Origin of the sequence: Ammonicoccus luteus (genome assembly GCF_050880385.1) — a bacterium.
In the GTDB taxonomy this organism is placed as follows: domain Bacteria; phylum Actinomycetota; class Actinomycetes; order Propionibacteriales; family Propionibacteriaceae; genus Enemella.
In genome coordinates this window covers 702,664-728,866 of the sequence record NZ_JBNZCI010000001.1, presented here as the reverse complement: position 1 = coordinate 728,866, position 26,203 = coordinate 702,664, and the positions used below count along the sequence as shown (strand labels likewise).

At 69.5% G+C, this 26,203-nt stretch carries 15 protein-coding genes; 5 read left to right on the top strand and 10 right to left on the bottom strand.

Features of this window, described 5'->3' with window-relative positions; all coding sequences use genetic code 11:
- Positions 1 to 33: 33 nt before the first annotated feature.
- From ACQ260_RS03385 to ACQ260_RS03360, 6 genes are all read right to left on the bottom strand, one after another.
- Positions 34 to 1,392, bottom strand: a complete 1,359-nt coding sequence (locus tag ACQ260_RS03385) for a GlnX family signal transduction membrane protein (RefSeq protein ID WP_432557981.1) — start codon at positions 1,390 to 1,392, stop codon at positions 34 to 36.
- Positions 1,392 to 3,362: an AAA family ATPase gene (locus ACQ260_RS03380; protein WP_432557980.1), complete on the bottom strand. Its 1,971-nt coding sequence runs from the start codon at positions 3,360 to 3,362 to the stop codon at positions 1,392 to 1,394. Before ACQ260_RS03380 ends, ACQ260_RS03385 begins: the two co-directional genes overlap by 1 nt.
- 62 nt (positions 3,363 to 3,424) lie before the next feature.
- Positions 3,425 to 4,030 carry a hypothetical protein gene (locus ACQ260_RS03375; RefSeq protein ID WP_432557979.1) on the bottom strand — a complete coding sequence of 202 codons (606 nt, stop codon included), beginning with the start codon at positions 4,028 to 4,030 and terminating at the stop codon, positions 3,425 to 3,427.
- 60 nt (positions 4,031 to 4,090) lie between these two features.
- Positions 4,091 to 5,386, bottom strand: coding sequence for a toxic anion resistance protein (locus ACQ260_RS03370; protein WP_432557978.1), 1,296 nt, complete (start codon positions 5,384 to 5,386; stop codon positions 4,091 to 4,093).
- Positions 5,387 to 5,555: 169 nt separating this feature from the next.
- Positions 5,556 to 6,191 carry a TetR/AcrR family transcriptional regulator gene (locus tag ACQ260_RS03365; protein WP_432557977.1) on the bottom strand — a complete coding sequence of 212 codons (636 nt, stop codon included), beginning with the start codon at positions 6,189 to 6,191 and terminating at the stop codon, positions 5,556 to 5,558.
- A gap of 169 nt (positions 6,192 to 6,360) precedes the next feature.
- Positions 6,361 to 6,570, bottom strand: a complete 210-nt coding sequence (locus tag ACQ260_RS03360) for a cold-shock protein (protein WP_432557976.1) — start codon at positions 6,568 to 6,570, stop codon at positions 6,361 to 6,363.
- Between the two features lie 277 nt (positions 6,571 to 6,847).
- Between ACQ260_RS03360 and ACQ260_RS03355 the strand changes: the two genes are divergently transcribed.
- From ACQ260_RS03355 to ACQ260_RS03335, 5 genes are all read left to right on the top strand, one after another.
- On the top strand, positions 6,848 to 10,114 hold the full coding sequence (locus ACQ260_RS03355) for an ATP-dependent helicase (RefSeq protein WP_432557975.1): 3,267 nt from the start codon (positions 6,848 to 6,850) through the stop codon (positions 10,112 to 10,114).
- Positions 10,111 to 13,371, top strand: coding sequence for an ATP-dependent DNA helicase (locus tag ACQ260_RS03350; protein WP_432557974.1), 3,261 nt, complete (start codon positions 10,111 to 10,113; stop codon positions 13,369 to 13,371). Before ACQ260_RS03355 ends, ACQ260_RS03350 begins: the two co-directional genes overlap by 4 nt.
- A gap of 4 nt (positions 13,372 to 13,375) precedes the next feature.
- The gene (gene nudC / locus ACQ260_RS03345; protein WP_432557973.1) at positions 13,376 to 14,239 is read left to right on the top strand and encodes an NAD(+) diphosphatase; all 864 of its coding nucleotides are present in this window, start codon (positions 13,376 to 13,378) and stop codon (positions 14,237 to 14,239) included.
- Between the two features lie 80 nt (positions 14,240 to 14,319).
- Positions 14,320 to 15,159, top strand: coding sequence for a hypothetical protein (locus ACQ260_RS03340; RefSeq protein WP_432557972.1), 840 nt, complete (start codon positions 14,320 to 14,322; stop codon positions 15,157 to 15,159).
- A complete protein-coding gene (locus tag ACQ260_RS03335; RefSeq protein ID WP_432557971.1) occupies positions 15,159 to 16,112 on the top strand; it encodes an N-acetylmuramoyl-L-alanine amidase in 954 nt (317 codons plus the stop codon). Before ACQ260_RS03340 ends, ACQ260_RS03335 begins: the two co-directional genes overlap by 1 nt.
- A 9-nt stretch (positions 16,113 to 16,121) precedes the next feature.
- On the opposite strand, the gene ACQ260_RS03330 is transcribed toward ACQ260_RS03335, so the two are convergent.
- Genes ACQ260_RS03330 through recC form a run of 4 tightly spaced genes read right to left on the bottom strand, consistent with a single transcriptional unit; the run spans position 16,122 to position 26,082 of the window.
- Positions 16,122 to 17,384 (bottom strand): geranylgeranyl reductase family protein, encoded by a 1,263-nt coding sequence (locus ACQ260_RS03330; protein ID WP_432557970.1) that lies wholly within the window; start codon positions 17,382 to 17,384, stop codon positions 16,122 to 16,124.
- Between the two features lie 54 nt (positions 17,385 to 17,438).
- Positions 17,439 to 19,328, bottom strand: a complete 1,890-nt coding sequence (gene recD / locus ACQ260_RS03325) for an exodeoxyribonuclease V subunit alpha (RefSeq protein ID WP_432557969.1) — start codon at positions 19,326 to 19,328, stop codon at positions 17,439 to 17,441.
- Complete coding sequence (locus ACQ260_RS03320) at positions 19,325 to 22,774, bottom strand: UvrD-helicase domain-containing protein (protein WP_432557968.1); 3,450 nt, start codon at positions 22,772 to 22,774, stop codon at positions 19,325 to 19,327. The genes recD and ACQ260_RS03320 overlap by 4 nt, the downstream gene beginning before the upstream one ends.
- Positions 22,771 to 26,082: an exodeoxyribonuclease V subunit gamma gene (gene recC / locus ACQ260_RS03315; RefSeq protein WP_432557967.1), complete on the bottom strand. Its 3,312-nt coding sequence runs from the start codon at positions 26,080 to 26,082 to the stop codon at positions 22,771 to 22,773. Before recC ends, ACQ260_RS03320 begins: the two co-directional genes overlap by 4 nt.
- Positions 26,083 to 26,203 lie beyond the last annotated feature (121 nt).

The following is a 26,203-nucleotide window of genomic DNA, read 5'->3' as shown; positions in this document are numbered from 1 at the left end:
AGTGGTCGCCGGAGACACTGAAGCGCGCTGACGTCATGCGTACTCCCGCAGCCTTGGCCGCACGCCCGCCCAGCTGCAGAGAATGGCTGCAAAACCGGCCACACCCACGCCGAGTGCGGCCACTTCGAGACTCAGCCGGGGCTCTTTGACCAAGCGGCCGGACGTCGCGCCTGCACTGGTCATGGCGCTCGTGACTGCCTCGTCGAACTCGGCGAAACGAGCGCCGGCGGCATCGGTTCCCTGGTGCACGGCATGGCGCTGGGCCTCGTCCCACTGTCCTCGACCGGCGAGATCACGGACGTCGGCGTGCGCGCGGGCATAAAGGTCCCACGCAGCGGTGAGGTCGAGTGCAACCGAATCCGGGATCCGGTCCAGTGCCGCCCGCGTGTCGTCGGCAGCCGTTGCCCAAGGGGTGTCCGCTGCCGCGTCGTCCCGGCGCTGGATGAGCGCGAGGGCTTCCTGGGCGCGCGCATTGTACGCAGACCCGCGCGCCGCAGCGGTCTCCTGGAAGGTCGTCATCGCGCGCCGGGCCTGCTGGTCGACCAGGGTGTTGGCCTCGCCAAGGGTCCACTGCCCGAAGGCGAACGCCGCGGCTACCAGGAGCAATGCGGCCGCGAGCCCGAGGTTGACGACCCGGTGGAACCTGATGCTCAGGCTGAGCGCGGTGCCGACCAGCCCGACCAGGGCTGCTATCCCGGAGACCACCAGCGGCGCACTGGAGGAGGTGCGGGTGCGCTCGTCGACGAGATCGGAGTTGGCCCGCACGACCTCGTCGAGCGCCGGCAGCACCCCGGTCCGCAGCTGCTGGCCGGCATCGATGAGGGCGGCCTCACCGGCGGGTGAGTTCCGGCCCACGCGCGCCTCCTCGAGCTTTGCGGCATAAGCGTCGAGATCGCGGTTCACCTCGGCCAGCGCGGCGGCTTCGTCCGGCGCGTTGACGGCGGTCTCGACCAGAACTGTCCGGGCCTGGCCGAGAGCTTCCTGATATTCGGATTCTCCCGACCCCAGGAGGAGGTGGGCGGCGCTGGCGTCCGCCCGCAGGAGGTCGGTGCGGATCTGTTCGACCCGGCTCAGCTGGCCGATGGCCTCACCGGCCCCGGACAGGGAATCGCGGGTGTTCAGCAGCGACAGCACGCCGAGGACGGTGAAGGCGACCAAGGACAGCGTGGTGAACATGAGCCAGCCGCGCACCAGCTTGGGGGTCGAGGTGGCGCGGGCCTCCGGCCGCGCCACCGGTGGACCGGTCGGCGACGCAGAGGCCTGGGAGGTGGCGGGGGCCTTCGAGCTGGGTGCTGCTGCGACTGCTTCGGACCCGGTCTTGGCGGCGTCTCCTGCGGCCGGGATCGCAGCGCCGGCCCTGGCACCGGTCGGCTGGGGAGGGGTGGCGGTCATCAGTCGTCCCCCGCGCGGCCCTCCGGCACGGAGGGCCCGTCCTCCTGGGCGGCATCGACGGGCGGCACGTCGGCGGCCTGCTGGTCGACGCCGCCGTCGGCACCCGGCGCGCCGAAGTCCACGAGGTCATCGGCGTCGTCGAAATCCTCGGGGGCGGTCAACGGCTGACCGGGGGCCGGCTGGAACGTCGAGAGATCGGGCAGCTCGTCGTCATCGCCGTTGTCCATGGAGTCGAGGTCCTCCGGAACGAGGACGCGCAAGTCCTCGACCGTGGGCTCCTCGACGTCGCGCAGGCGCCAGGCATGTGCGCCGATCGCAGCCTCGAGACAGTTCCTGGCGAATCGCCCGTTGCCGAAGGTGGAGTTGCGCTCCTGCTGGCCGAGGATCTCGCGGAACCGCGCGACGGTCTCGTCGGCCGCGTCGTAGTCCGCCTTGGCGACCATGCCGCGAAAGATCTCCACCAACTCGTCCTCGGTGTAGTCCTCGAACCCGATCGTCGTCCGGAACCGCGAGCTGAGGCCGGGATTCTCCGCGATGAACACGGCCATCGGCACGGGATAACCAGCCACGATCACCACCAAGTCGTCCCGCTTGTCCTCCATCTCCTTGACGAGGGTGTTGATGGCTTCGGTGCCGTACTGATCCCCCGACAGCGAATAGGCCTCGTCGATGAACAGCACCCCGCCCTCGGCGGACTTCACGACCTCCGCCGTCTTGATCGCGGTCTGACCCAGATAGCCCGCCACGAGCTCGGAGCGGTCGACCTCGACCAGCTGGCCCTTCGACAGCAGCCCCAATGCCTGATAGATCCCGGCCACCAAGCGGGCCACGGTGGTCTTGCCGGTGCCCGGGTTGCCGACGAACACCAGGTGGCGGGTCACAGTCGCGCTCCGGAGGCCCTCCTTCGCCCGCAGCGCTTCGACCCGCAGCATGGCCGACTGCTTGTGGATCTCCTCCTTGACCCGGGTCAGCCCGGTCAACGCGTCCAGCTCCGTGAGCAAGTCGTCGAGACTGCGCGGTTCGGGTTCGTCAGCGGCGGGTTCCTGAGCGGTGGCCGGTGCCGCGTCCTGTGCCGCGACGGGGGTTTCGGTGTCTCCGACGGTCGGCTGAACCGGATGGGTCGGGACCCCTGCGGCGTACGGATCAGGGGGCTGCGGCGACGACCCGGGCCGGTCGGCCGCGCTGTCCGGGGGTGGCAGGGGAGTGCCCCCCGGCAATCCGGGGAACGCTCCGGGCCCTAGCGGCAGGTCGAAATCGAGATCGAGGCTCGAACCCGGCCACTGCTGCTGCACATCCGCCTGCTGGCGCCGGACGCTCTGGTTGAGCTGGTCCAGCACGTTGCGCAGCACCTCCGGAGCCTGCCGGGCGAACTCCTGGGCGCGCTGTCCCGTCTGGGCGGCGAAGTCCTGGGCACGGCCGGCGAGTGGGTGGGTCGGCGCGGGGCCGGTCCCAGCGAGCACGTCACCGCTCACCGGCGGTTGTGCAAACGGAGAATCGTTCACGCCGGTGTCCGGGGGCGAGGGGGCGGTGGGGGGCACGGCGCCGCCCGGACCAGCGGCCGAGAGCTGCGCGGCGGCAGCGGCTTGGGCGTTTCCCGCCACACGAGCATTGGGTTGGCCCAGCGTGCATGCGGCGGTGCAGAGGTCGGCGAGAACCTTGGCGTACGCAGGCGCCTGCGCCGGCCGCGTGTGCACGAGTTCCTGCAGCAGCGTGGTCGGCGCGCCGCGCCAGCGCCGCCCGTGCTGGGCCATGGTCATGAACCGCTCGGCGCTCGGCTCTTCCCCGACCTGTTCCGCCCAGGCGACGAACGCCTGCTTGCCGGACTCGGCGACAGCTGCCGCGAGCGCCATCCCCTCGGCACGCGCGGCGTCCGGGTCCAGGCCGGCAGCGTCGGCGACCACGGCCAGCCGATCGAGGACTTCACGCAGGGAGCCGGTCGGGCGGTCGGTGGTGGGGGACTGGTCGGACATCGTCTGGCCTCCTGGCTCACAACGGGTCGAGGGGCGTGGTCGGAGTGGAAGGAGTCGGTCGGTCAGGGCAGGTCGAGCGGGTTCACCGGACCGGCGGGCTGGGCACCCGGTGGCGGGCTCGGCTGTGGGGCGTGCTGGGGTGCGATCGAGCGTGCGCCGGCCTGCAGGTCCAGCTCGCCACCGGTTGCTTCGTGACCGAACCTCGCAGTCAGGAAGCGGCCGTGCGCGATCAAGGCGTCGGCGTCAGCCCGTGCCACGGCGTCGAAGATCTTGTCCATCGTCGCGCCCAGCAGGTCCAGCTGGTCGATCAGCAGCATCAACGACGTCTTGCCGTTGTCGATCGGGCGGCTGTCGGCCCAGTCCCGGGGCAGCCGGAGATAGCCGCCGAGGGCCTCTGGGAGATAGTCGGTGGCGGTTGCCATCACCGCGTACGCATCCGAACTGCCCAGACCCACGGATTTCATCCGCGGCAGCGTGTCCCGGATGACCCGTGCCACACGGTTGACCCGCGCGAGGACGAACGGGTGGAGCTTGGCGTCCCGCGCGAGCTGTTGGGTGCGGTCCAATGCGTTCAGAATGTCGTTCTCGGTCGGCACCGGAGGAGTCGTCGTGGCGCCTTGCGGCTCCAACTTCTCGTTGACTCCGCGAACCCAGTCGAGAAATCCCATATGCGGCCTGTCCGGTTCTGCTCGTTGATGTGTGGCTGGAGGTTGGCGTGACCCCGAGGGTCAGCGCCAAGTGGTGCGCTGGTCGTTCTGCGGTGGGGCACCCTCGAAGTTCATCGAGCCCGACGCCAGACGTTGGTCCTGCTGGGAGACCCGGTCGAGGTAGCTGCGCGACTTCTCGACCTCGTGTTCGAGGACGCCGATGGTCTGCGCCATGTTGTCGAGAGCCTGCATCTTGAACTGGTCGATCGAGTCCATGGTGGCGTAGATGTTCTGGAACGCGTTCTGCAGTTGGGGCAGGCCCAGGGTGGACTCCGCCGCGCCCTTCTGGATCGCGGCCGAGTTCTGTTTCAGCGCCAGCGAGGTCTGCTCGATGATGTTGGATGTCGTGGTGTTGAGCGCCGTGATCTGATCGAGGACCAGCTTCTGGTTCGTGAGCGCCTGGGAGACGATGACCGCGGTCCGCAGGGCTGACATCGTCGTCGTGGACGCGCGGTCGACGCCCTTGATGAGCTCCAGGTTGTTCTTGATGATGATGTCGATCGCCAGATAGGACTGGATCGAGACCGCGAGCTGGGTGAGCAGGTCCTGGTGCTTCTGCCGGACATAGAACAGAACGTCCTGACTCAGCGCCTGCGCCTTGTCGGGATCGGTGATCTCCATCTCCGCGATCTGGGCCGCGAGCTTCGCGTCGAGCCGCTCGGCGATATAGATGTATTGGTTGAGGCGGCCCATGGTCGCCCACAGGTTTTGCTTCTCCATGTTGAGCGCCACGTTGTCCTTGGTCAGCTCGTCCTTGCCGTTCTGCAGCGCGTGCAGCAGCCCGTTGAGGTGCGACTGGGCGGACTGATATTTGCGGAAATAGTCCACGATCTTGTCGCCCATCGGGATCATCCCGAGGAACTTGCGCACGCCCGTTGCCTGGGACGGATCGAGGTCCTCCACCGTGCGCCGCAACTCCAGCAGCGTCTGCCCGATGTTCGATCCCTGGGAGATCCCGCCCTCCTTGAGCGCTTTGACGGGGGCGTTCAACAGCCGGTTCGAGGTTTCCGCGGCCCTGCGGATGTCCGCGTCGCCCATGTTGCGGACCGCGGTCGCCTGGGCCTCCATCTCCGGAGACTTCGGTTGAGCGGAAGTGAGCGCGGACATGAACGCGTCGACCTTCTGGTCGAGGACAGGCACCTGCTCGGTCTTGACCGGCGGGGCCATGCGCGGGGCCTGGGTGGCGGTGACCGGGGCGGGGGCCGGCGGCGCCTCGAGCGTGAGGACGTTGTCCATTCCGGCCGGCGGAGCGAGCGGGGCCGGCTGCGCTGCGGCGCCACCGCTGTCGTACGACGGGAAGGGCTGTTGGTTGCTCATCGGGTCCTCACGTCAGGCTCGGGGATGGTGGGGCCGGGCACGGCAGGTTGTGGCGAGGTCGCCAGCACGGTCAATCTACCCGCCACCAGGGGGCAACGGGCCCTGACCCTGCCCGGATCGCGACCCGGGCGTACGCCCCACGACGTGGGCGGAAGAGGGGGAACGGAGCTCACTCCGCGAGGGGGAATCCCCGAATCCCGCGCCAGGCAAGCGTCGAAATAAGGGAACTTGCCTCGTGCGCGGAAAGTTCGTCGCGGAGTTCGCTCACCCAATAGCGGGCGCCGACCTGCGCGAGCCCCACCAGCGAGATGCCGAGGAGGCGGGCACGCTCGGGGGACATGCGGGTGTCGTGTGCGATCGACTGTCCGATGGCTTCCGCAAGATCGCGGTGCGCTTGCCAGATCCGGTCGGACACCTGCGCGTCGCCGATCAGATCGGACTCGAAGACGAACCGGAAGGACTTCCCGGCCTGCGCGACGAACTCATAGAAACTGCCGAGAGCCGCGCTGACGCGCTCGGAATTGTTGGTCGTGCCCGCAATCGCGGCCCGCACGAGATCGACGATCTCCTCGCTGGCCCGGTCGACGAGCGCGAGATAGAGGTCGAGTTTGGACGGGAAGTGCTGATAGAGCACCGGCTTCGAGACCCCGGCGGCCTCCGCGATGTCATCCATCGCCGCATTGTGGTAGCCCTTGTCCGCGAACACCTGACCTGCGACGTCCAACAATTGCAGCCGACGCTGGTCGCGTGGCATCCGCGCTGGACGGCCCATCGCGCCGTTGGCGGCCTGGACGTGATCGGTCATTTTTCAGATGCTACCGACGAGTCACCTGCTTCTCCATCACTGGGCGGTGCGGGGCGGTGTGTCGTGGGGGAAAAGCTCACCGGCGACATCCGAGTGGATATCGCCGGTGAGGAGTCATGGGTCTTGCGGTCCCGGGTCCGACACGTGTCAGGGGACTAACCCGGGTGGATCAGAGAGGCCGCACCTTGTCGGCCTGCGGGCCCTTCGGGCCCTGAGTGGTCTCGAACTCGACGCGCTGACCCTCGTCGAGGGTCTTGTAGCCCGTGGTCTCGATCGCGCTGAAGTGGACGAACACGTCGTCATCCGGTCCGCCGCCATCGACAGCGATGAAGCCGTAGCCCTTTTCGGCGTTGAACCACTTGACGGTTCCCTGTGCCATATCTTTCTCTTCCTTGTTGCTCCGGACCCGACAATCCGCAGGGTCCACACCGTTCTGGCCGGGAAGGCGGTTGGCTGCACCAATCCGACACTGTGCGAACAGTGAAACCCACACTTCCACATGTTCGCGGCAAATGTGAACCGGGATCGAAAAATATGTCTATATAACGGCAATGTTCTCTGAGAGGGAACAAGCGGGTGACGGCCGGTCCGTCCACCGCGCCCGTGATTGTCGGTGGGCTCTGCTTGGCTTGTTTTCGGAGCTGAACAGGAGAGGCATGACGGGATTCACGTTGGAGCGTCCGGGGCGGGTCGCGCGAGGGTTCGCCGGGTTGGACGCCGACCAGGCAGCGGTCGCCGAGCATCTGGTTGGGCCCCTGCTGGTGTTGGCGGGGCCGGGGACCGGCAAGACGACCGCGCTCGTGGAGGCAGTCGCGCGCCGGATCGAACGGAGCGGTGATGGTGGGCGTACGCGAAGTCCGCTCGTCCTCACCTTCTCCCGGCGGGCGGCGGCGGATCTTCGGGTGCGCATCACCCAGCGCCTCGGACGGCCTACGGTGACGCCGTTGGCGATGACCTATCACTCGTTCTGTTTCGCGCTGCTGCGGCGGTTCGGGCCGACCGTCGAGCACGGCCCGGGTTGGCGGGTGCTCACGGCGCCGGAGCAGGAGTTCCGGGTCCGGGAGACTTTGGCGGGCCAGGATCCACGACTGCAGCACTGGCCGGATTCGGTCGCCGGAGCGCTCGGGACGCGGGCCTTCGCAACCGAGATCCGGGCGGTGCTGGCTCGGACCCGTCAGCTCGGCCTCGATCCGGATGACCTCGTCGACGTGGCACGCGACGCGGGCCGGCCGGAATGGGCCGGGGTGGGCCGCTTCATGGCGGAATACCTGGATGTGCTCGACTTCGAGCAGGTGCTGGACTATCCCGAGCTGGTCCATCGGTGCCGGATTCTGTTGACGGACCCGGGGATCCGCGAGCCGCTGCGCGCCGAGTTCGACGGGTTCTTCCTGGACGAATACCAGGACACCGACGTCGCCCAGGCGCAGCTCGTCGCCGAATTGGCCGGTCCCGGAGCGACGGTCGTCGCTTTCGGCGACCCGGACCAGTCGATCTATGGGTTCCGCGGAGCGCAGACGCGCGGCATTCTCGACTTTCCCGACCTGTTCCGCACAGCGTCGGGTGCGTCGGCGCCCGTCCAGGCCCTCGGGACCTCGCATCGCTCGGGGTCCCGCATCGCGCACGCGACCCGTCGTGTCGCCGCGAGGCTGCCGCTCGTCAGAGCACTTCCACCGGACGTGCGCGAAAAGTTTCGGGAGCCAGCGGACGCCCCGTCCACCGGGCGGGGACGGGTCGAGGTGCGGGTTCATGAATCCGCCGGCGCAGAGGCGGAGCACATCGCGCACTTGTTGCGCCACGCCCACCTCCGGGACGGCTTGGGCTGGGGAGACATGGCGGTCCTCGTCCGCTCCGGGCGCCGCAATCTGCCGGGGCTGGCGCGAGCGCTCACGGCCGCGGGGGTGCCGATCGAGGTCGCGGGCGACGAGATCGCACTCTCGGCGGAGCTCGCCGTGCGGCCGCTCCTGCTGGCGCTGGAGGTTGCGCTCCAACCCGACGGTCCCACCGTCGACGAGGCCGTTCGGCTTGTGCAGTCGCCCCTCGGTGGCCTGGACAGCCTCGGAGTGCGGCGGCTCGGGCGATCGTTGCGCGCGGTCGAGCGAGCCGAGCTCGCCGGTTCCGCACTGCCGGAGTTGTCCGGCGAGCTGATCCGGCGAGTTCTGATCGACCAGGAGTGGCTCGCTGATTGTCGTGAAGCGCTCGGGCACGAGCACGTGGAGCTCGCGCGGGTCGCAGCACTTGTCGAGCTGCTGAACGGCGTCCGCGCGCGGATCGCCGAGGGCGGGGCGGCCGAGGAAGTCCTGTGGGTCGCCTGGGCGGGAACAGATTGGCCGAAGCGACTGCACCGAGAGGCCCTGCGTGGCGGCGATGGGGGCCGGCGGGCCGACCGGGATCTGGATGCGGTGTGCGCCCTGTTCGACATCGCGTCCCGGGCCGAGGAGTTGGTCGGCGCTCGCGGCGTCTCGGCCTTCCTGGCAGAGGTGCAATCCCAGCAGATCCCTGCCGACACCCGGCGGGAAGCCGATCTGCGCGGGCAGGGCGTGCGGCTCATGACCGCACACCGGGCCAAAGGCTTGGAGTGGCCGCTGGTCGTGGTCGCCTCGGTCCAGGAGGGCGTGTGGCCCGACCTGCGGGTGCGGGGCTCACTTCTGGATGCCGACCGGCTGGGCCGGACCGGGACCGCGGGCGGTGTGGGGCTGACCGACCCGCTGCCGCTGTCGGCCCGGCTGGCGGAGGAGAGGCGGCTCTTCTATGTGGCGTGCACCCGCGCGCGCGAACGACTTGTGGTGTCGTCGGTCGAGGGCACCGAAGGGGAGGGGGACCAGCCTTCCCGCTTTATCGCCGACCTCGGGATCCGGCCACAGGTGTTTCCGGGGCGCCCGGCCCGGCCGCTGACGATCCCGGCCCTGATCGGGGAATTGCGCCGCATCAGCGTGGACCCGGAGGCCAGCCCCACGCTGCGGGACGCCGCCGCGATTCGCCTGGCAAGGTTGGCCGACGCCCGCGACGACGACGACCGGCCGCTCGCTCCGGCGGCGGACCCAGCGGCCTGGTGGGGTCTCCGGCCGACAACCACCTCGGATGTGCCGGTGCTGCCCCCTCAGGAGCCCGTGCGCATCTCCGGCTCGGCGCTGGGCGGTCTGCTCAGCTGCCCTCGGCAGTGGTTCCTGGGCCGCCGAGCTGCGGCGGAGCCGGGTCGACGTGCGGCAGCGGGGACCGGCGACATCCTGCACGTGCTGGTCCGGCACGCAGCGGAGGAGGAGATCCCCGCGACCGATCTCGTCGACCAGCTCGATCTCGTCTGGCACCGGCTGGGCTTCGAAGCCGCCTATCTGTCGGCGGTCGAGCGCGCACACGCGGAGTCCATGCTCGAGCGCTATGCGAACTGGGTCGCCGCCCATGACCACCGCACGCTCCTCGGCGTCGAGGTCGAGTTCGAGGTGCCCGTCGAGGTTGCGGGTGATCGGGTGGTGCTCACCGGTTCGGTGGATCGGCTCGAGCTGACCCCGGCGGGCCTTCAGATTGTGGACTTCAAGACCGGCCGGACTGCGCCCGAGAAGCGCTCGATCCCTACCCACGAGCAACTGGGTGTCTATCAGCTGGCAGCGCTCACCGGTGCCTTCGACGACCTCGCCCCCGGTGAGCGTCGCGTCGCCGGTGCCGAGCTGGTCTATCTGCGTCTGCAGGACGCGGGTGATCTGCCCTTCCCCAAGGTGTTCCCGCAGGCCTCGCTGCAGGAGTCCCCCCACGTGACCGACGACCCGCCGGGGATCAGGGACCAACACCCGACCTGGGTGCACGCCCGGCTGGCAGACGCAGCGCACATCGTGCGAGCGGAGGAGTTCCCCGCCAAGGTCGGACCCGCCTGCCGGTGGTGCTCGTTCGCCGCGAGTTGCCCGGCCCGGAGCTCGGAGGTGGTGGGATGACCGCCCCGAGCAGTGTGTTCCGTCGGCGCCTGACAGACCGCCGGGAGCTGTGCGACGCCCTCGGCATCCCGTTCTCGGATCAGCAACTCGACGCGATCACGGCCCCGCTGGAACCCGGGGTCATCATCGCCGGGGCGGGGTCGGGAAAGACAACCGTGATGGCCGCCCGTGTTGTGTGGCTTGTCGGAACAGGTGCGGTCCGGCCCGAGCACGTGCTCGGTCTCACGTTCACTCGCAAGGCGGCAGGAGAGTTGTCTGTGCGGATCCGGGCCGCCCTGATCCAGGCCGGTGTGCTGGACACCGACGGTGTGGACGAAGCCGGTGAACAGGTCGTGATGACCTATGACGCCTTCGCTGCTCGTCTCGTGTCCGAGCACGGCCTGCGCATCGGCGTCGACGGCGACCGCACGATGATCTCGGGCGCCACACGGTTCCGTCTGGCCGCGCGTGTCGTCGCCAATGCCGCGGGCCCGTTCGAAGCGCTGTCGCGTTTGCGGCCAGCGACGTTGGTTGAACGCGTGCTCAAACTCGATGCGGATCTGCAGGCTCACCTGGTGGACCGCGACGTCCTCGACCGGCATGCCCGGCAATGGTTGCTCGCCTGGGCGGAGGCTCCACTGACCCGAGCCAAGAAGCCTTATGCCGATGTGCGCAACGCCCAGGCGGCGCTCGCGGAACGACTCGAGCTGGCCAGCTTGGTCGCGGACTATCAGGAGCTGAAGCATCGTCTGGGCGTGGTCGAGTTCGCGGACCAGATGGCGGTTGCCGCTGGTCTCGTGCAGCGCGTGCCGGAGGTCGCCGAACTGGTCCGCGACCAATTCCGGGTCGTGCTGCTGGACGAATACCAGGACACCTCGGCCGCGCAGGCAGCGCTTCTGCAAGGGCTCTTCTCCGGTCCGGACCCCCACCACGGGCGCGGGCATCCCGTGACCGCCGTCGGGGATCCGTGCCAGGCGATCTATGGCTGGCGGGGAGCCGCCGCCAGCAACATCCTGCAGTTCGTCACAGACTTTCCGGGACGGGACGGCTTCCCTGCCGCGAGTTTCGCTCTCACCGTCAACAGACGCTCGGGACACCGCATCCTCGAGGTCGCCAACCAATTGGCGGCCGGTCTCCGGGCCGATCCCGTGTTGGCGGAGGCCGCCGGGGACAGCATCCTGTTGGCCCCGCCCGATGCTCCGCCGGGTGAGGTCTCCGCCGCCACGTTCGCGACGTGGGCTGACGAGCTCACCTGGCTCGCCGATTGCGTGGTCGCGGCACGCGCAGAGGGTCAGGTGGCGGCTTGGTCGGACATCGCAGTGTTGACCCGCCGGAACGCCGACATCAGCGCTGTCTATTCGGAACTCATCGGTCGGGATGTGCCCGTCGAAATCGTCGGGTTGGGCGGTCTCCTCGCTCTCCCCGAAGTGCGCGATGTGGTGGCAACGCTGCGCGTGCTCGACGACGTGACCGCCAATCCGGAGCTCCTGCGGCTGCTCGCGGGACCGCGCTGGGGAATCGGCCCCCGTGACCTGGCGCTGCTCGGAAGACGAGCGCGGGACCTCGCGCGCGACCGGGACCGGACGGACGACGCCAGTGATGCGCTCCTCGCCGCGCTGGAGGGCGCGGTGGCCGAGATCGACGCCACCGAGGTCGTCAGCCTGCTGGACGCCGTCACCGATCCGGGCGCCCTGCACTATTCCGAGGAGGCACGGGTGCGGTTCGCTGCGTTCGCGACGGAGCTCGCGGACCTGCGGAGTCACACCGATGAACCTGTGCTCGACCTCACCCGGCGCGTCATTCACACCTTGGGCCTGGACGTCGAGCTGGTCGCCACGCCCCATTTCGCCCGCATGTCCCGACGAAATCAACTGGCCGTGTTCGTCGACGCCGTCGCGGACTACGTGGACGTGGATGGCGATGCCTCCCTGGGCGGGCTGCTCGCCTATCTGCAGGCGGAGGAGGACCAGGGCACCGGCCTCGATCAGGCCACGCCCTCGGACAGCGATTCCGTCAAACTGCTCACCGTGCACAAGGCCAAAGGCCTCGAGTGGACCATGGTTTTTCTCCCTGCTCTCGTGAAAGGTGTGTTTCCGTCCGACCGCGTCACCGACAACTGGCTCCGGCGCGCCGACGCGGTGCCGGCAGATCTGCGGGGCGATGCCGCGTCGATCCCTCAGATCCTGGACGCGACCAAGGACGGCATTGCGGCCTATGCCGAGGCACTGAAGAGCGAGCAGCGGCACGCCGAGGACCGACTCGGTTATGTCGCAGTCACGCGGGCGAAGCGGTTCCTGATCGGGAGCGCGCATCGCTGGCGGCCGGACACCGTCAAGCCCCGTGAACTGTCCGCCTATCTGTCCGCCATCCACGCTGAGGCCGAGACGCAAGGACGGGTGCTGGCACACGCCCCCGAACCCGAACCCGGTCAGGCGAATCCACTCCAGGTCGATCCTGAACCGGTGCCCTGGCCGCGACCTCTCGACCCGGATGCGCGCGCCCGACGGCAGGATGCAGCGCTGGCCGTGGCTGCGGCGCGCGAGCGGCAGCGCCAGACGGGGGACTACGAACCGCCCGGCGCCGACTTCGGATTGCTGGATGAGGCCGAGACGATCGCGGGTTGGGACGACGACGTCGACCGCCTGCTGGCCGAAGCACGCGAGGCCCGCCGTGGACGTCGGAAAGTGGCCCTGCCCGAATCCATGTCGGCGACTGGGCTGCTCATGGCCGCTCGCGACCCGGGTGGTTATGCGAACAGCCTGATCCGGCCGATGCCCGCGCCACCGTCCCCAGCGGCGCGCTTCGGCACCCGCTTCCACCAGTGGGTGGAACGCCACTACGCGGCGCGCGGAGCACCGGTGCCGCTCGTGGACACCGAGGACTTCCAGGAACGCGACGACGACACCGCGGCCGACGACACTGAACTCAAGGAGCTCTGCGACCGGTTCGCGGCGGGCGCGTTCGGCGAACGGGTCCCGGTTCGGATGGAGGTCCCGTTCGTGCTGATGGTCGAAGGCCTGGCGCTGCGCGGCCGGATCGACGCGGTCTATCGGAGCAGTGATCCTGCGTACGACTGGCAGGTCATCGACTGGAAGACCGGCCGCGCAGACGCGACCGACCCCGGTCAGCTCGCTCTCTATCGCCGAGCTTGGGCTGAGCTCGAAGGTGTGCCGGAGGACCGCGTCGACGCCGCGTTCTATCTCGTGCGGACCGATGAGGTGGTTCGTCCCGCCGCGTTGCCCGATCCGGTTGACCTGGTGCGGTGGACGTTACGCTGACGCCATGCATGCGTGGATGTCCGAGGCGTCACTCGATCGGGCTGACAACCGGCGGAAGGTGCCGGAGTGGGTCTCGGCGCAGTGGCGCCGACCGGGCGCCCGACTGCTGCTCGTCGACTCGGACGGACAGGTCGCCACCGACGAGACGGGCAGCGGCCCGGCGGGAGTGCCGACGTCGGGAAACTACAACGCGCAACTCCACACCTTTCTCGGTCTGGTGGACGGCATCCCGTGGTTCACCACCGAAGGGCCGATCATCGGCCCCAGCGCCTCTCTGCGCCACCTCGGCGCGGTCACGGGTGGGGCTGCGCTCGAGCTGACCGTCGGCGCCGTGGCCCTCACCGCCTGGCATCGGCTCGAACCGCACTGTTCGGGATGCGGGGCCCGCACCCGAGCCACTGCCGGCGGGCTCACGCGTCGTTGTCCGGTCTGTGGTCGGGTGCAGTTCCCGCGCACCGACCCGGCAGTCATTGTCGCGGTCATCGACCCCGACGACCGGATCCTCCTGGGCCGTCAGAGCAGCTGGGACCCCGGCCGGATGTCGGTGCTCGCCGGTTTCGTCGATGCCGGGGAATCCCTCGAACAGGCGGTGCACCGCGAGGTCTTCGAGGAGTCCGGGGTGCGGCTGCGCGAGGTCCGCTATTTCGGTTCCCAACCGTGGCCCTTCCCCAGGTCGCTCATGGTCGGGTTCGTCGCCGACTCGGTGTCTGCCGAGTTGACCATCGATCGGGACGAGATCGAAGAAGCCGCGTGGTTCACCCGCGCCGACCTGGCCGCCGATCTGGCCGAGGGCCGGGTCATCATGCCCGGAAAGGCCAGCATCGCGCACCGGCTGATCACCGCCTGGCAGGGACGGTTGTTGGGCTGAGGATGTCACGCAGAATGACGACTTCCGCGCCCCCGGTCGGGTTGTCTAGGGTGCACCAGACACAACCGAGGGAGTGCCGGATGAGTCAGCAGTGGGGTCCGCCGCCACCACCACAGGGGGATCCCTGGGGCGGTGCCCATGTGCAGCAGTCCGGCCCGGACGGGCAGCCGTTGGATCCTTATCGGACCATGCTGGGGGGTACCCGGGGGCCCGGTGGCCCCAGTGGGCCGCCGGGGCCGGGGCAGTTCCCTCCTGCTTGGCCGGCCCCCGCGCCACCCCGACTGTGGCCCACCGTGGTGGTCACCCTCTTCTTCGGTTTGTTCGGCCTGATTCCGGCCTCGACCGCGGCGGGCCGGGCGCGTTCGATGAATGCCCCGACGGGTGTCTATTGGCGAGCGTTCGGCATCACGTTCGGGGCGCTCATGATCGTGCAGGCGCTTGTGCTCGTCTTCGCCGTCATCCCGATCCTGCGGGGCCAGTCGCTGTTCGCGCCCCGCCCGGCCTCGGTCGCCTACGACGATCAGGGAGCCGCTGTGACACCGTCGATCCGTCCGCCCGGCACCCAGGCCCCCGCCGCTCCGGTCGAGCCGGCGACCACCGCGCCCCCGTCGGTGCCCGCGCAGGCCACGACCGAGCCCGTCACGAGGACGGTCACCGGCCTCCCGTCGGGCTCGTGGATCACCGTGCTCGACTCGATGCCCAAGAACCAGCGCAGTGAGCAGGAGGCCTGGGCCATGGCCGATGGGCTGTCCGGGCGGGCTCAGGTCGTCGTGGTCGACTCGGACAGGGTTGCCGGCCTGAACGGTGGCTATTGGGCCATTGCCGTGACGGGCTCCAGCTCCCGCAACGAAGCGAACGGGTGGTGCTCTGTGCTGAACCGCCCGGTCGGCGGCACCTGCTATCCACGCCAGGTGAGCTGATGTCCGGGGTCAGCCGACGCGGGATGCTGATCGCCGGGCTGGGGGCGATGGCCGCGTTCGGACTGGCAGGGGCAGGCACGTCGGCGTACGCGGGCCCCGCACGGCCCGCAATTCATCCCCGAGCGGACTGGGCGGGTGGTCGGTCCGCCTCCGGCACGCTCAAGGACGAGGACGTGCGATTCCTGATCATCCACCATTCCGAGAGCCCGAACACCGAGAAACCGGGGTCCATCCCGGGGCGACTGCGGAGCTTCTTCGACTATCACACGGGGACGAAGGGGTGGCCTGATGTGGCGTACAACTTCTTCGTCGACCCCTTCGGCGAGATCTGGGAAGGCCGCACCGGAAGCCTCGCGGGTCCGGTGCGAGGCGACGCGACGGGTGGGAGTCAGGGGTACGCCCAACTGTGCTGTTTCGTCGGTGACCACACGGCGAGCTTGCCCACCGACGCAGCGATGACCGCCATGACCGCGCTGGTGGCTTGGCTCGCGGACCGCTATCGGATCGATCTCGCCGGCAGCCAGTCGATCGCTTTCACGAGCAGGGGCTCGAATCGCTGGCCGAAGGGGACCGAGGTGACGACCGACCCCGTCGTGGGACACCGCGACATGTCGCAGACGAGTTGCCCCGGTGAGGCCCTTTATCCGCTGGTCCGCTCACAGATTCTGCCCGGTGCGCGGGCCCTGCTCGGGGCACAGGCGACCTCGGTCGCGGCTCCCCTCCCCACGCCGGCCCAGAGCCCCAAGGCGTCTGCGCTGACGTCCAGTGAGCAAACCCGTGGCACGTCCGCTCCGCCACCGGCGATATCAACCGAGCCGGCGGGGGCGGAGGTCGGGGAGTCCGGACTGCGGGAGAAGCTCGGCGATCTAGCGGTCCCGCTGGCAGTCGGTGCCGGAGTCCTCGGAGTCGGCGCGATCGCCGGTGGTGTCCTCAGCGGACAGAAGCCGCGGTGAGCCCAGCCGTCACGAGAACGGCGGGCGGGCGTCAACGGCGATCGAACGGCGACCGGCCCACCGCCAGATGCGCGCCGCCGCATCCCGGTCCTCGTCGGTGACGAGGTTGCCCATCCAGCGGAGCGCCAGCGTCATGAGGAACTTGGACCGCATCCCGACCGGCCCGAGCGTCGGCAGCAGCCGCGGCACCGTCACGAGGCCCGACAGGCGGCGGGCGATCGAGAAGGTCTCGCCGTAGTTCCGCTCGAGCAGCGTCCGCCACGAGTGTGTCAGCGGATAGTCACCGTCAGCGAGGAGTTCCGCGACCAGCCGACCGGTCTCCAAGCCGTAATCGATGCCCTCCCCGTTCAGCGGGTTCACACAGGCGGCGGCGTCGCCGATCAGGGCCCAGTTGGGGCCGGCCACGTTGCTGACGGCACCGCCCATCGGGAGCAGGGCGGAGGCCACGCGGCGGATCTCGCCGGCGAGCCCGAAATCTTCGCCGATCGTGTCTCGATAGACCTGAATCAGAGGCTTGATCGCCACGTCGACCGGTCGTTTCGCGGTGGCGAGGGAACCGGCCCCGATGTTGACCGTGCCGTTGCCGAGGGGGAATATCCAGCCATAGCCGGCCATGATGTCCCCCTCTGTGTCCCGGAGTTCCAGGTGCGAGGAGATCCATGGGTCGTCGCTGCGGGTCGAATCGATGTACGCCCGCCCGGCGATCGCATAGACGGTGTCCCGGTGCCATTCCCGGCCCAGAACCTTGCCGAGGGGGGAGCGGACCCCGTCCGCGACGATCAATCGGCGACAACCGATCTCGACGGTTTCCTTGCCTCTCCTGAACACGACCGCCGTCACGCGACCTCTCTCGCCGCGCCGGACATCAACCGCCCGCATGCCTTCGACGCCGATCGCGCCGGAATCCAGTGCGACCGTGCGGAGATGATCGTCGAACTCGGTCCGGGCTACGGCGGAGCCCCAGTCGGGAAGGTTGCCGCCGGGCCAGCGCAGGTGCAGGGTCTGACCGAAGCCATGGGCGCGGAGGCCCTGGTTGGTCGTGTGAGCTCGCAGCCAGTCGGCGAGGCCGAGTTTGGTGAGTTCTCCGATAGCCCGTGGTGTGAGACCGTCCCCGCACGTCTTGTCCCGGGGAAAGGTGGCTGCGTCGGCGAGCACGGTGTCCAGGCCCAGGCGGGCCGCCCAGGCGGCTGCGGCGGAACCGGCCGGGCCCGCCCCCACCACCAGGACGTCGGTTTCATCGGGCAGGGTCTCGAGCACGGGCGAATCGGTCACCGCCCGATTGTCGCAGCACCGGACGAGCGCGCCCAATCCGTGACACGGAGCAGGTCACGGCAGCGCGGGACGACCAGTGCCCAATCCCGAAGCCCGATTGGCGGGGCGCGTCACGGCCCGGGCGAACGCCTCGGGCGACCCGATGATCTCCACCCCACGGCTCGCTCGCGTCACGGCGGTGTAGACGAGTTCCCGCGTGAGCAGCGGTGACTCCACGGGCGGGAGGACGAGGGTGACCTGCCGGAACTGACTGCCCTGCGATTTGTGGACCGTCATGGCGTGGACGCTGACGATCTCGCGGAGGTGCAGCGTGGTGAACAGCATCGGCGCGCCGCCTCGGGCGAACGCGGCACGCAAACCCTGCGCGGTGCGGACGATGACGCCGGTGTCGCCGTTGTAGAGACCCGCGTCCCGGTCGTTGTCCGTCACCATGATCGGGAGTCCCGGGTGCAGGTCCCCGCCCGTGTCATAACCAGCGATCCCTGACCGCAGCCAGTCCAACACCTGCCGCTCCCAGCGAGCGACGCCGAACGGGCCACGACGGTGAGCGCACAACACTCGGTGCTCCTCGAGCGCCGCCAGCGCCTCGTGGGCATCCCCGGCAACGGCTGCGGCATGCATCCGGCGGCCGGCAGCGACCGACTGCTGGCGGACTTCTTCGAGAGCGGGTGCGGCGATCGAGGCGTCGGTCGCGATCAGCCGGACATCGGAAGCGCCGCTCCCCAGCACCGCCAGCGCCTCGTCGGCGTCCCCGCTGCGGATGGCGCGGGCCAGCCGTTCGATGCCGCCACCGAAGCGCCACGTGTGTTGCAGCGTCACCACTCCTGCGCCGGTCGGCAACGCGGTCGGGCGATCACGGGGCTCCAACGCTGCCAACGCCGACAGCTGGGCCGGCGGCGCGGATGGAGCCGCCCGAGTGATGTCGGCGAGCACGGCGCCCGCCTCGACCGACGCGAGCTGGTCAGGATCACCCACGAGCACCAGCCGCGCATCGGGCCGCAATGCCTCCAGGAGCGCTGCCATCTGCGTGAGCGACACCATCGACATCTCGTCCACGACCACGAGTTCGTGTGGCAGCGGGTTGTCGGCGTCATGCCGGGGACGGTTCCCGGGCATCCATCCCAGCAGCGAGTGGAGGGTCACGGCACGGGGAACGGGGGTGACCGACCAAGGCGCGGCCAGCCCGGTCATCGTCTGCAGGACCGCCTCCTCGAGCCGTGCCGCCGCTTTCCCGGTCGGGGCCGCAAGTGCGACCACGGGCGGGCGGCTGCGCAAGGCGTGGTGCAGCGCGAGGATCTTTGCGACCACGGTGGTCTTGCCGGTGCCGGGACCGCCGGCGATCACGGTGATCCGGCTGAGCCCCGTCATTGTGGCAGCCAGACGTTGATGATGGGGCTGGTCCGACGGCAGATCCGGATCGTCGAACAACGCATCGAGTTCCCGGCGCACCGCGGCCACCGTGACGGTGTCCGCGCCCCGCTCCGCCTGCAGCGCTCCACCGGTGTCGAATCCCGTCGACGAGCCCTGGCGGACGTCGAGGTGATGTCGGACGGTCTCCTCTGTGCGCCAATAGCGTTCGAGGTAGAGAAGATCTCCCATGAGCCGCAGCGGTTGTCCGCCCTGTCCGCGGCGGCCGGTGGCGACCACCGGTGAGCGCCGGATCGCTTCCGCCCACTCTGCAGGATCGGGCCAGTCGAGTTTCCCGTCCGGCTCCTCAAGGGTGTCGATGACGAACTCCGCGAGCCGAGTGATGTCGAGGCACACCGAACCCGCCCGCAGGGCCCGCACCACCAGGGCCACGGCCAGCCGCACACGGTCGTCGGGCTCTGCCCACAGATCGCACACCAGCCGCGCCGTGTGCACATCTGCGGGTGCGAGCACCTCCGCGGCGTTGAACTCGGCAAGCAAACCGTCGGCGTCGAGCACGCGGTCGGCGATTGTCATCGTTCCTCCTGGTCGCCGGCAGCGGTATCCGTGAGAGCGGCATCCATGTCCAGACCGGCCAACAGGTCGGACAGTTCTGTGATGAGAGCTGCCGACGGCCGCCAGGCGAACACGCCGCACGGCATCCCGTCCACCACGGGCGTATCGGGACCGGCCATGCCCCGGACAAACAGATAGACCACCCCGCCGAGGTGCCGGTCGGGGTCATAGTCGGGCAGCCGCCACCGCAGGAAACGGTGCAACGCGACGGCATAGAGCAGCGCCTGCAGCGGATAGTGCGCCGTCATCATCGCGTCCGCCATCGCGGAGGGGACGTAATGCCCGAGGACCAGTCCTTCCCCGCCCTCGAGGGGACCGAGCCAGTTGGTCTTGTAGTCCACGATCAGATAGCGCTGCTGCCCGGGCGCGTCTGGGACACGCAGCACGGCGTCGATCGATCCGACCAAGAAGCCGCGCAACACTTCGTCGGTGAGCAGGGGATCGGCCAGTCGGGCGGGATAGGCCGCAAGCGGGTCGTCGGGTGTCAGATGCCGTGCCAGCAGGCCGCTCAGCTCGCCGAGCAGCACCCTGCGCGAGGGCCGTTCACCGCCTGCCAGGGCGTACTCGAAATCCAACTCCGCCAACCGGTCGCGACCCGGAATGTCGCACAGCCGCAACCCGCCGGCCAGCGGCCCGAGCGGTGTGCGGATGGCCGGCAGCAGCGCCTCGGCCAACGTCTCCGCAGTGAGATCGTTGCCGGGCGACTCGACCGGCAACCGGCTCAGCCATCGACCGGCATGATCCCGGATCTCGGCATCGAGGTCGTCCGCGTGCGGATCGAACGTTTCATAGATCGCGTGCACAAGCGTGCCGAAAGCGGCACCGCGTGGGAGGTCGGTCATCGGTGATGGCCGTGCCAGCTCGCCGGTGGGCGCGGGCAACGGAGTCGTGGCTTGGGGCTCCGCCTCGTCGGTCAGCAGTTGGAGTTCGTCGTGCTCCACGGTTTCGCTCGGCTGTTCCGTCGCGCTGTGGCTCAGCTCGTGGACGCGGGCCGTGAGGTTGGAATAGGAAGTCCGCCGCCAGTCGCGGTCCACCGTCCGGGTGAAGGACCGGGCCCGAAGCTCCGGGACCGGATCCGCCAGGCCCGGCGGGGCACCGGCCGGGATCGTGCCGACCTGCTGCACGGAGATGCCGGGCGCGTGCAGCAGGTCGGCGGGCGAGGTGCGGCAGGGATAGGCAGGCCGGGGAGCGGGGTCACCGGCGCGGAACAGCATCCGGTGCAGCGGCGCGGCCGGCGTCCTCTTCTCGTGCGCGGCCCACCACAGGACGAGGCGACACTGGGCGCGGGTGGCCGCCACATACAACAACCGAAGCTCTTCGCCGGCCTCCTCGGCATCGTGGAGCTTTCGCGCTGCATTGCGGTCACGGCCCCTCCCCGCAAGATAGAGGTGGCGGATGCCGCCGTGGTGGAACTCGAACGGGGCACCGTCGTCCATCGTCCTCCGGGTTTCCCACCGGTCGGGAAGATAGACGACGGGGAATTCAAGCCCCTTCGCCCGATGGAACGTCATGATCTGCACGGCATCGGCATCGGATTCCATGCGTCGGGTCCGATCGTCGGATGCGGCGCGCCCCTCCCGGATGCGCTCGTCGAGCCATTCGGCGAGGGCCGTGGTGCCGAAGCGTTCGCGGACCTGTGCGGCATGCAGCAACTCGCCGAGATGGCGCAGATCGGTGAGTTCCCGGTCGCCGCCGACCCGTTCCAGGAGCCGTTCCGCGAGCCCGGACTCCAGGACTGCCTCCGACAGAGCCGCCAGACCGTGTCGGCTCAATGTTCGCGCCCAGCCCCTGATGCGCCCGGACAGATCGGCTAGCTCCTGGTCGCCGGCAGTTGCGAGATCGACGAGAGACCACCCGACGAAGCTCGTCAGCGCGGTCGCCCGGATGGTCTCCGACCGAGGAGCCTCACAGGCGCGCAGGAGCGTGAGCCAGTCCTGCGCCTGCGGGGTGTCGAACACGCTGGTCGCGCCCGTGTGCACAGCGGGGATCCCGGCGGCCGTCAGACGGTCCCGGATGCTGTCGGCCGTGTGCTTGCCGCGCACCAGCACAGCGACATCCCGCGGAGTGATGCGCCGCGGGCCTTCGCCCAGGTCGACCCTGGCGTCCGCCTCCGGTGCGAGCAGGCGGCCGATATCTGCGACCAGATCGTCGTGAACCCGGTTGCGCAGCTCGGTGAGGGTCGGTCCTTTGGAGTCGCTGTCCGGAGATGGGGGCAGCACCTTGAGGCGCAGCGGAGCCGCGAGGTCCTCGTCCGCAACAGTGAACCGATCGTCGTGGTGGGCGGACACCTCGCGGACGACGATCCGTTCGTCGCCGAGCTGCGCCTGCCCGAACAGCGCGCCGACGGCCTCGACAAGACCGGCGTCGGTGCGCCAGTTCGTGCTCAGCGTGTGCAGGTGGGCCCCGGGAGAACCGACCGCTGCCAAATAGGCGTTGACCTCCGCTCCGCGGAAGCCATAGATGGCCTGCTTGGGGTCACCGATCAGCACCATGGTCGAGTGGCCCGCGAATGTCCGCTCGAGGATCTCCCACTGCACGGGATCGGTGTCCTGGAATTCATCCACCAGCACCACGCGGAAACGGTTGCGCAGGCGGGTGCGGACAGCCTCGGCCAAGGTGCGGTCGGGCTCCGCATCGGGCGACACCTTGCCGCGGAGCAGGTCCCGGAGCCGGGTCAGCAGGTCGTCGTGGGTGATGAGGCCACGGACGGTCTTGCGCCGTTGGATCTCGCGGCGGACGGCCGTGGCGAAACCGAACTGCCGAGCGTAGGTGGGCAGCGTGGCGGGGTCGGGTGCGAACGGCCCGTCGAACCGCGCCACCCGGAGCGCGATCTCCTCGGCCTCGCGCCAGCGGAAGTCTGGGCGGTCCACTTCGGCGAACGCCCGCAGCCAGAAGTCGGCCGCGACCTCCCTGGCGAGGTCCGACAGATCTTCGACCAGCACCGCGCCCGGGTCGGTCCCGGCCAGCACGCCCAGCCCGTCGAGCATGCGGCCGCAGAACTCATGCGTCGTGCTGATCGTCGCGGCATCGAAGTCGGCCAGAGCAGTGGCGATGCGCTGGAGCCGGATCCGCAGTTCGTCCGCGGAGCCCCGGCACAGCAGCTGATCCACCTGGTCGGAACCGGGGTCCGCGCCGTCCAGGGCGCGGAGGAGCGCGAACTCGGTGTCGGTCAACCGGGCCCGGATGCGGTCGCGGAGTTCTTGGGTCGCGGCACGGCTGAAGGTCACCATCATGAGCTGAGGCAACGGCACCCCCTCAGCCAGATAGCGAGTTGCCAGCGCGGCGATGGCATAGGTTTTGCCGGTGCCGGCAGACGCCTCGAGCACGTGGGTGCCGACTCCGGGCAGGGGACCCGTCACATCGAACGGGGTGGGCGCGATGGTGCCGTGGGCGGGTCGAGCGGTCACAGTGTGCCCTCCTCGGCGATCAAGGGGTCGAAGACCCGGTGGGCGAGCACCTCGAACGCCGATCCGCTGCCGCGTCCGTCCGCAGCGGTGGCTGGGCGGTGTTTGAGCGTGCTCAAGTAGCGGGGCCTCAGCCCGAAGCGCTCCCAGGCGGCATCGCACTCGTTCTTCCAGGCGTCCTCCGGACCCCACCGATTGCCGCCCGGCCGGTTGGCCTGGACCTGGGCCAGTGCGGTGTTCGGTGGCAGCGGGAGCAACTCGCAGAGCCCGCGGACCCAGAGTTGAAGAAGGTCGTTGAGCCTGGCACGAGCGTCGACCTCGGCAACCGGTCCGAGAATCGAGCCGTCACCGCCCTTGCCGAGGACGACCGAGCGCCAGACGACGTCAGGGCAGGTAGCTTTGAGCGCGAGGAGCTCGATCCAGGCCCGCAGCCGTTGCTTTCCGCGGACCCCGCCGAAGCCCACCCGCACGATCTTTCTGTCCCGGATGCCCGAGACCATGCCGCTGAGCCGGAAACGGCCGAGGTCGATCGACACCCACTGACTGGTGGCCGGTGCCGTGAGCCACGGGTCGGCTGCGGCCCGGATCTTGCGGACGTCCTGTTCCACGGCATTCAACAGGTCGATCCCCCGCTGTCGTGGAGGCACCTCGCCCCGGCAGAACTCCGCTGTCCGAATGTCCTCGAGTTCCGCGCCCCCAAGGTGCGCGCGGAGCATGCGGTCGCCGATGGCCCAGCGTTCCAGCCCGTCCGGATCGATCGGGATCTCGTCGGGTTTCGACTCGTCCTCGTTTCCCACGTAGATCTGGGCCCGCCGCCGGAGCAAGCCACGGGCGGGGTTGGCGAAGAACGTGAGCAGATCTGCCAACTCGACGGGCACCACCTCCTGTTCCAGCTCCGGCGGCATGGGCAGGCGAGTATCGGTCAGCGCCTGGGGCACCGCCTGGACCGGAGCGGTGCGGCTGCGGATGAGCGCTGCCGCGGCGCGGGCCGCTCGGGCATCGAAACTGAACGGTGCGGGGTGGAAATTGGCCACGGCAAACGGCTGCAGGGGGTGGCGGACCTCCAGCCGCTCCCACGGGTCACCGTCGGTGAGATCTTCGATCGCGCCACGGACTTCCGCCAGCGGAACCGCCGGGGGACGGCGCTCACCCGTCTGTGGGCTCGCCCCCGAGTGAATCACCAACAGATGGTCACCGGCGGCGAGCACGGCGTCCAGGAGGATCTGTCGGTCCTCACTGCGAGGGTCGCGGTCGCCGACCCACGGGGTGGCGGCGAGCAGGTCGTCACCGTCCGCGTGCCCACGACGGGGGAACATGCCGTCGTCGAGCCCGAGCAGCACCACGGCGCGATGAGGCACGGAGCGCATCGGGCTGAGGGTGCAGAGCGTGAGCGCGCCGGTCCGGAAGTTTGCCCGGCTGGGGCGCCCGGTGAACGCGTCGGCCAGCACGGCCCGGAGGTCTGCGGGCGACAACAGAACGTCCGTGTCGGCTTCCGCGGTCTCGGCCAACTCGGTGAGCTCGGTCCAGGCGTGCGTCCGCTGCCAGATGTCGACCGCGGCAACATCCGTCACGAGATCCAAGGCCTCACGGCAGGCCGCCGTCCACGCGGGCAACGTCCGGGGGCCATTGAACGACGCGACAATCCGTCGAAGTCGGTGCACGAACTCGACCAAGCGGCCGATCAGGTCGACGTCGCTGGATTCGACCTCGCCCATCGGCAGGACCGTGCCCTGAACATGCTGATCCCGATCGTCCATCGCGACCCCGAGGAGCATCCGTTCCAGTCCGGCCATCCACGTGTTCTGCCCGTAACCACCCATGCTGAACCGCTCGCGATGCGCCAGGTCGAGCCCCCAGCGCACTCCGGACCGCGGGACGAGCTCCCGCAATCGTTCGAGATGGGTGTCGGTGAACCCGAACCGCCGCGCGATCGGCGGGTCGGCGCACAGATCGAGCAGATCCGAGGCGCCGGCGCGCGAGTCTCCGAGCGCCAGAAGGCTTTGCAGCGTCGCCAGCAGGGGGTTCAATTCGCGCAGCGAGCGGTCGGCGAGGCGCACCTTCAAATCCTGTCCTGGATGCCCCATTCCGTCCGCGGGCGTGTCGAGTGCGAAGGTGGCGGACACCAGGGGAGCGAACCGGTCGATATCCGGGCACATCACGAGGATGTCGCGCGGTTCGAGATCCGGGTGGTCGGCCAGGAGGCCGAGGACCACCTCGCGGAGCACCTCCACCTGACGGTCGGGTCCGTGGCAGACATGAAGGCGGATGCTGTCGTCCTCCGGCGCGATCGGAAGCCGAGCCGGGCTCTCGACGTCGTCACGGATGGCCGCCTGCAGCCGTTGGAGGACCGTCGAGGGCGCAGGAGTGGGCTCCTCGGCCACCGTCGAGTCGATGGCCAGGTCGCCCAGCACCAACTGCAGTTCCCGGGCGTCCCGGGCCAGCCGTCGGGTGAGTCGGTGCCGCGGGATCAAAGCGGTGGGGTCGGCGCTCCGCTCCCCCCTGTACGCCCCAGAGGTCGCGTTGCGCACCCGCTCCCACAGCACCGGCGACGGGTGGGGCAACCACAGATGAACGGACCTATGGTGGGCGAGTGCGGCAAGCACCGTCAGCTGGCTCGTGTCGAGGCGAGTCGGGCCGAACACCGAAAGGCGGTCAGGCAGGTCAAGGCGGCCTGGATCATCGGCCAGGAGCGCAGCAGTCCGTGCCATCCGCTCCTCCGGATCCGGTCCGCCCAGGTCGTCCCGTAGCGCCGTCCAGAGCTCGTGCTGCCATTGCGCGTGCTGGTCGAGCGCCGCGCCGCTCGGGTCCACGGCACGGCCGGCGCGCCAGTCTCGCAGGAGTTCCGGGCGCTGGGCCGCATAGGAACGGAACAGAGTCGCGACCCGCGCCGCGGTGGCATATCTCCTCGACGTCGGCACCCGCGGATCCAGATGCGCCCGGACCGGACCCGCCCACGGCTGGCCCAGGTTGGCGTCGAGGATGCGCAGGATCGCCCAGACGATGCGTTCGCCGCGCCATGGGTCGGTCGCCGGATCGAGCCCGAGCGTGCCCTCGACGACCCGGCGCACCAACTGCTCGAGCCGCAGGAAATCGATGCCCGCCGAGACCCCGTCGCCCTGACCGGAGGATCCGAGATGTCCAGCAAGGGCCTGGGACAACCAGCGCTCCACCCCCGGGGTCGGCACGGACACGAGCTCGGGGATGAACGGATCGTCGAGCGGGTCGGCGAGGGTGTCCGCCAATCCGCGGGCGAGCGCGGCGGTGCCGGTCGCGCGGTGCAGGAAGAGCCCGGAGGGAACAGTCGTTTTCATGGCACGGACCACCCTAGAGGGGCCGTCCGACAACGATGGCTGTGGCGACCGACCACTGGTTCGAAATGGTGCGAATCCGGCAGATTTCCGATTACGTCGGAGGCGGCGACTAGGGTGCCAG

Bases quoted from the DNA above. Each gene is read 5' to 3' on its own strand.
- nudC (WP_432557973.1), top strand. From the start codon at position 13,376: ATGCATGCGTGGATGTCCGAGGCGTCACTCGATCGGGCTGACAACCGG.
- ACQ260_RS03340 (WP_432557972.1), top strand. From the start codon at position 14,320: ATGAGTCAGCAGTGGGGTCCGCCGCCACCACCACAGGGGGATCCCTGG.
- recD (WP_432557969.1), bottom strand. From the start codon at position 19,328: ATGACAATCGCCGACCGCGTGCTCGACGCCGACGGTTTGCTTGCCGAG.
- ACQ260_RS03355 (WP_432557975.1), top strand. From the start codon at position 6,848: ATGACGGGATTCACGTTGGAGCGTCCGGGGCGGGTCGCGCGAGGGTTC.
- ACQ260_RS03385 (WP_432557981.1), bottom strand. From the start codon at position 1,392: ATGACCGCCACCCCTCCCCAGCCGACCGGTGCCAGGGCCGGCGCTGCG.
- ACQ260_RS03375 (WP_432557979.1), bottom strand. From the start codon at position 4,030: ATGGGATTTCTCGACTGGGTTCGCGGAGTCAACGAGAAGTTGGAGCCG.
- ACQ260_RS03360 (WP_432557976.1), bottom strand. From the start codon at position 6,570: ATGGCACAGGGAACCGTCAAGTGGTTCAACGCCGAAAAGGGCTACGGC.
- ACQ260_RS03350 (WP_432557974.1), top strand. From the start codon at position 10,111: ATGACCGCCCCGAGCAGTGTGTTCCGTCGGCGCCTGACAGACCGCCGG.
- ACQ260_RS03370 (WP_432557978.1), bottom strand. From the start codon at position 5,386: ATGAGCAACCAACAGCCCTTCCCGTCGTACGACAGCGGTGGCGCCGCA.
- ACQ260_RS03335 (WP_432557971.1), top strand. From the start codon at position 15,159: ATGTCCGGGGTCAGCCGACGCGGGATGCTGATCGCCGGGCTGGGGGCG.
- ACQ260_RS03380 (WP_432557980.1), bottom strand. From the start codon at position 3,362: ATGTCCGACCAGTCCCCCACCACCGACCGCCCGACCGGCTCCCTGCGT.
- recC (WP_432557967.1), bottom strand. From the start codon at position 26,082: ATGAAAACGACTGTTCCCTCCGGGCTCTTCCTGCACCGCGCGACCGGC.
- ACQ260_RS03365 (WP_432557977.1), bottom strand. From the start codon at position 6,191: ATGACCGATCACGTCCAGGCCGCCAACGGCGCGATGGGCCGTCCAGCG.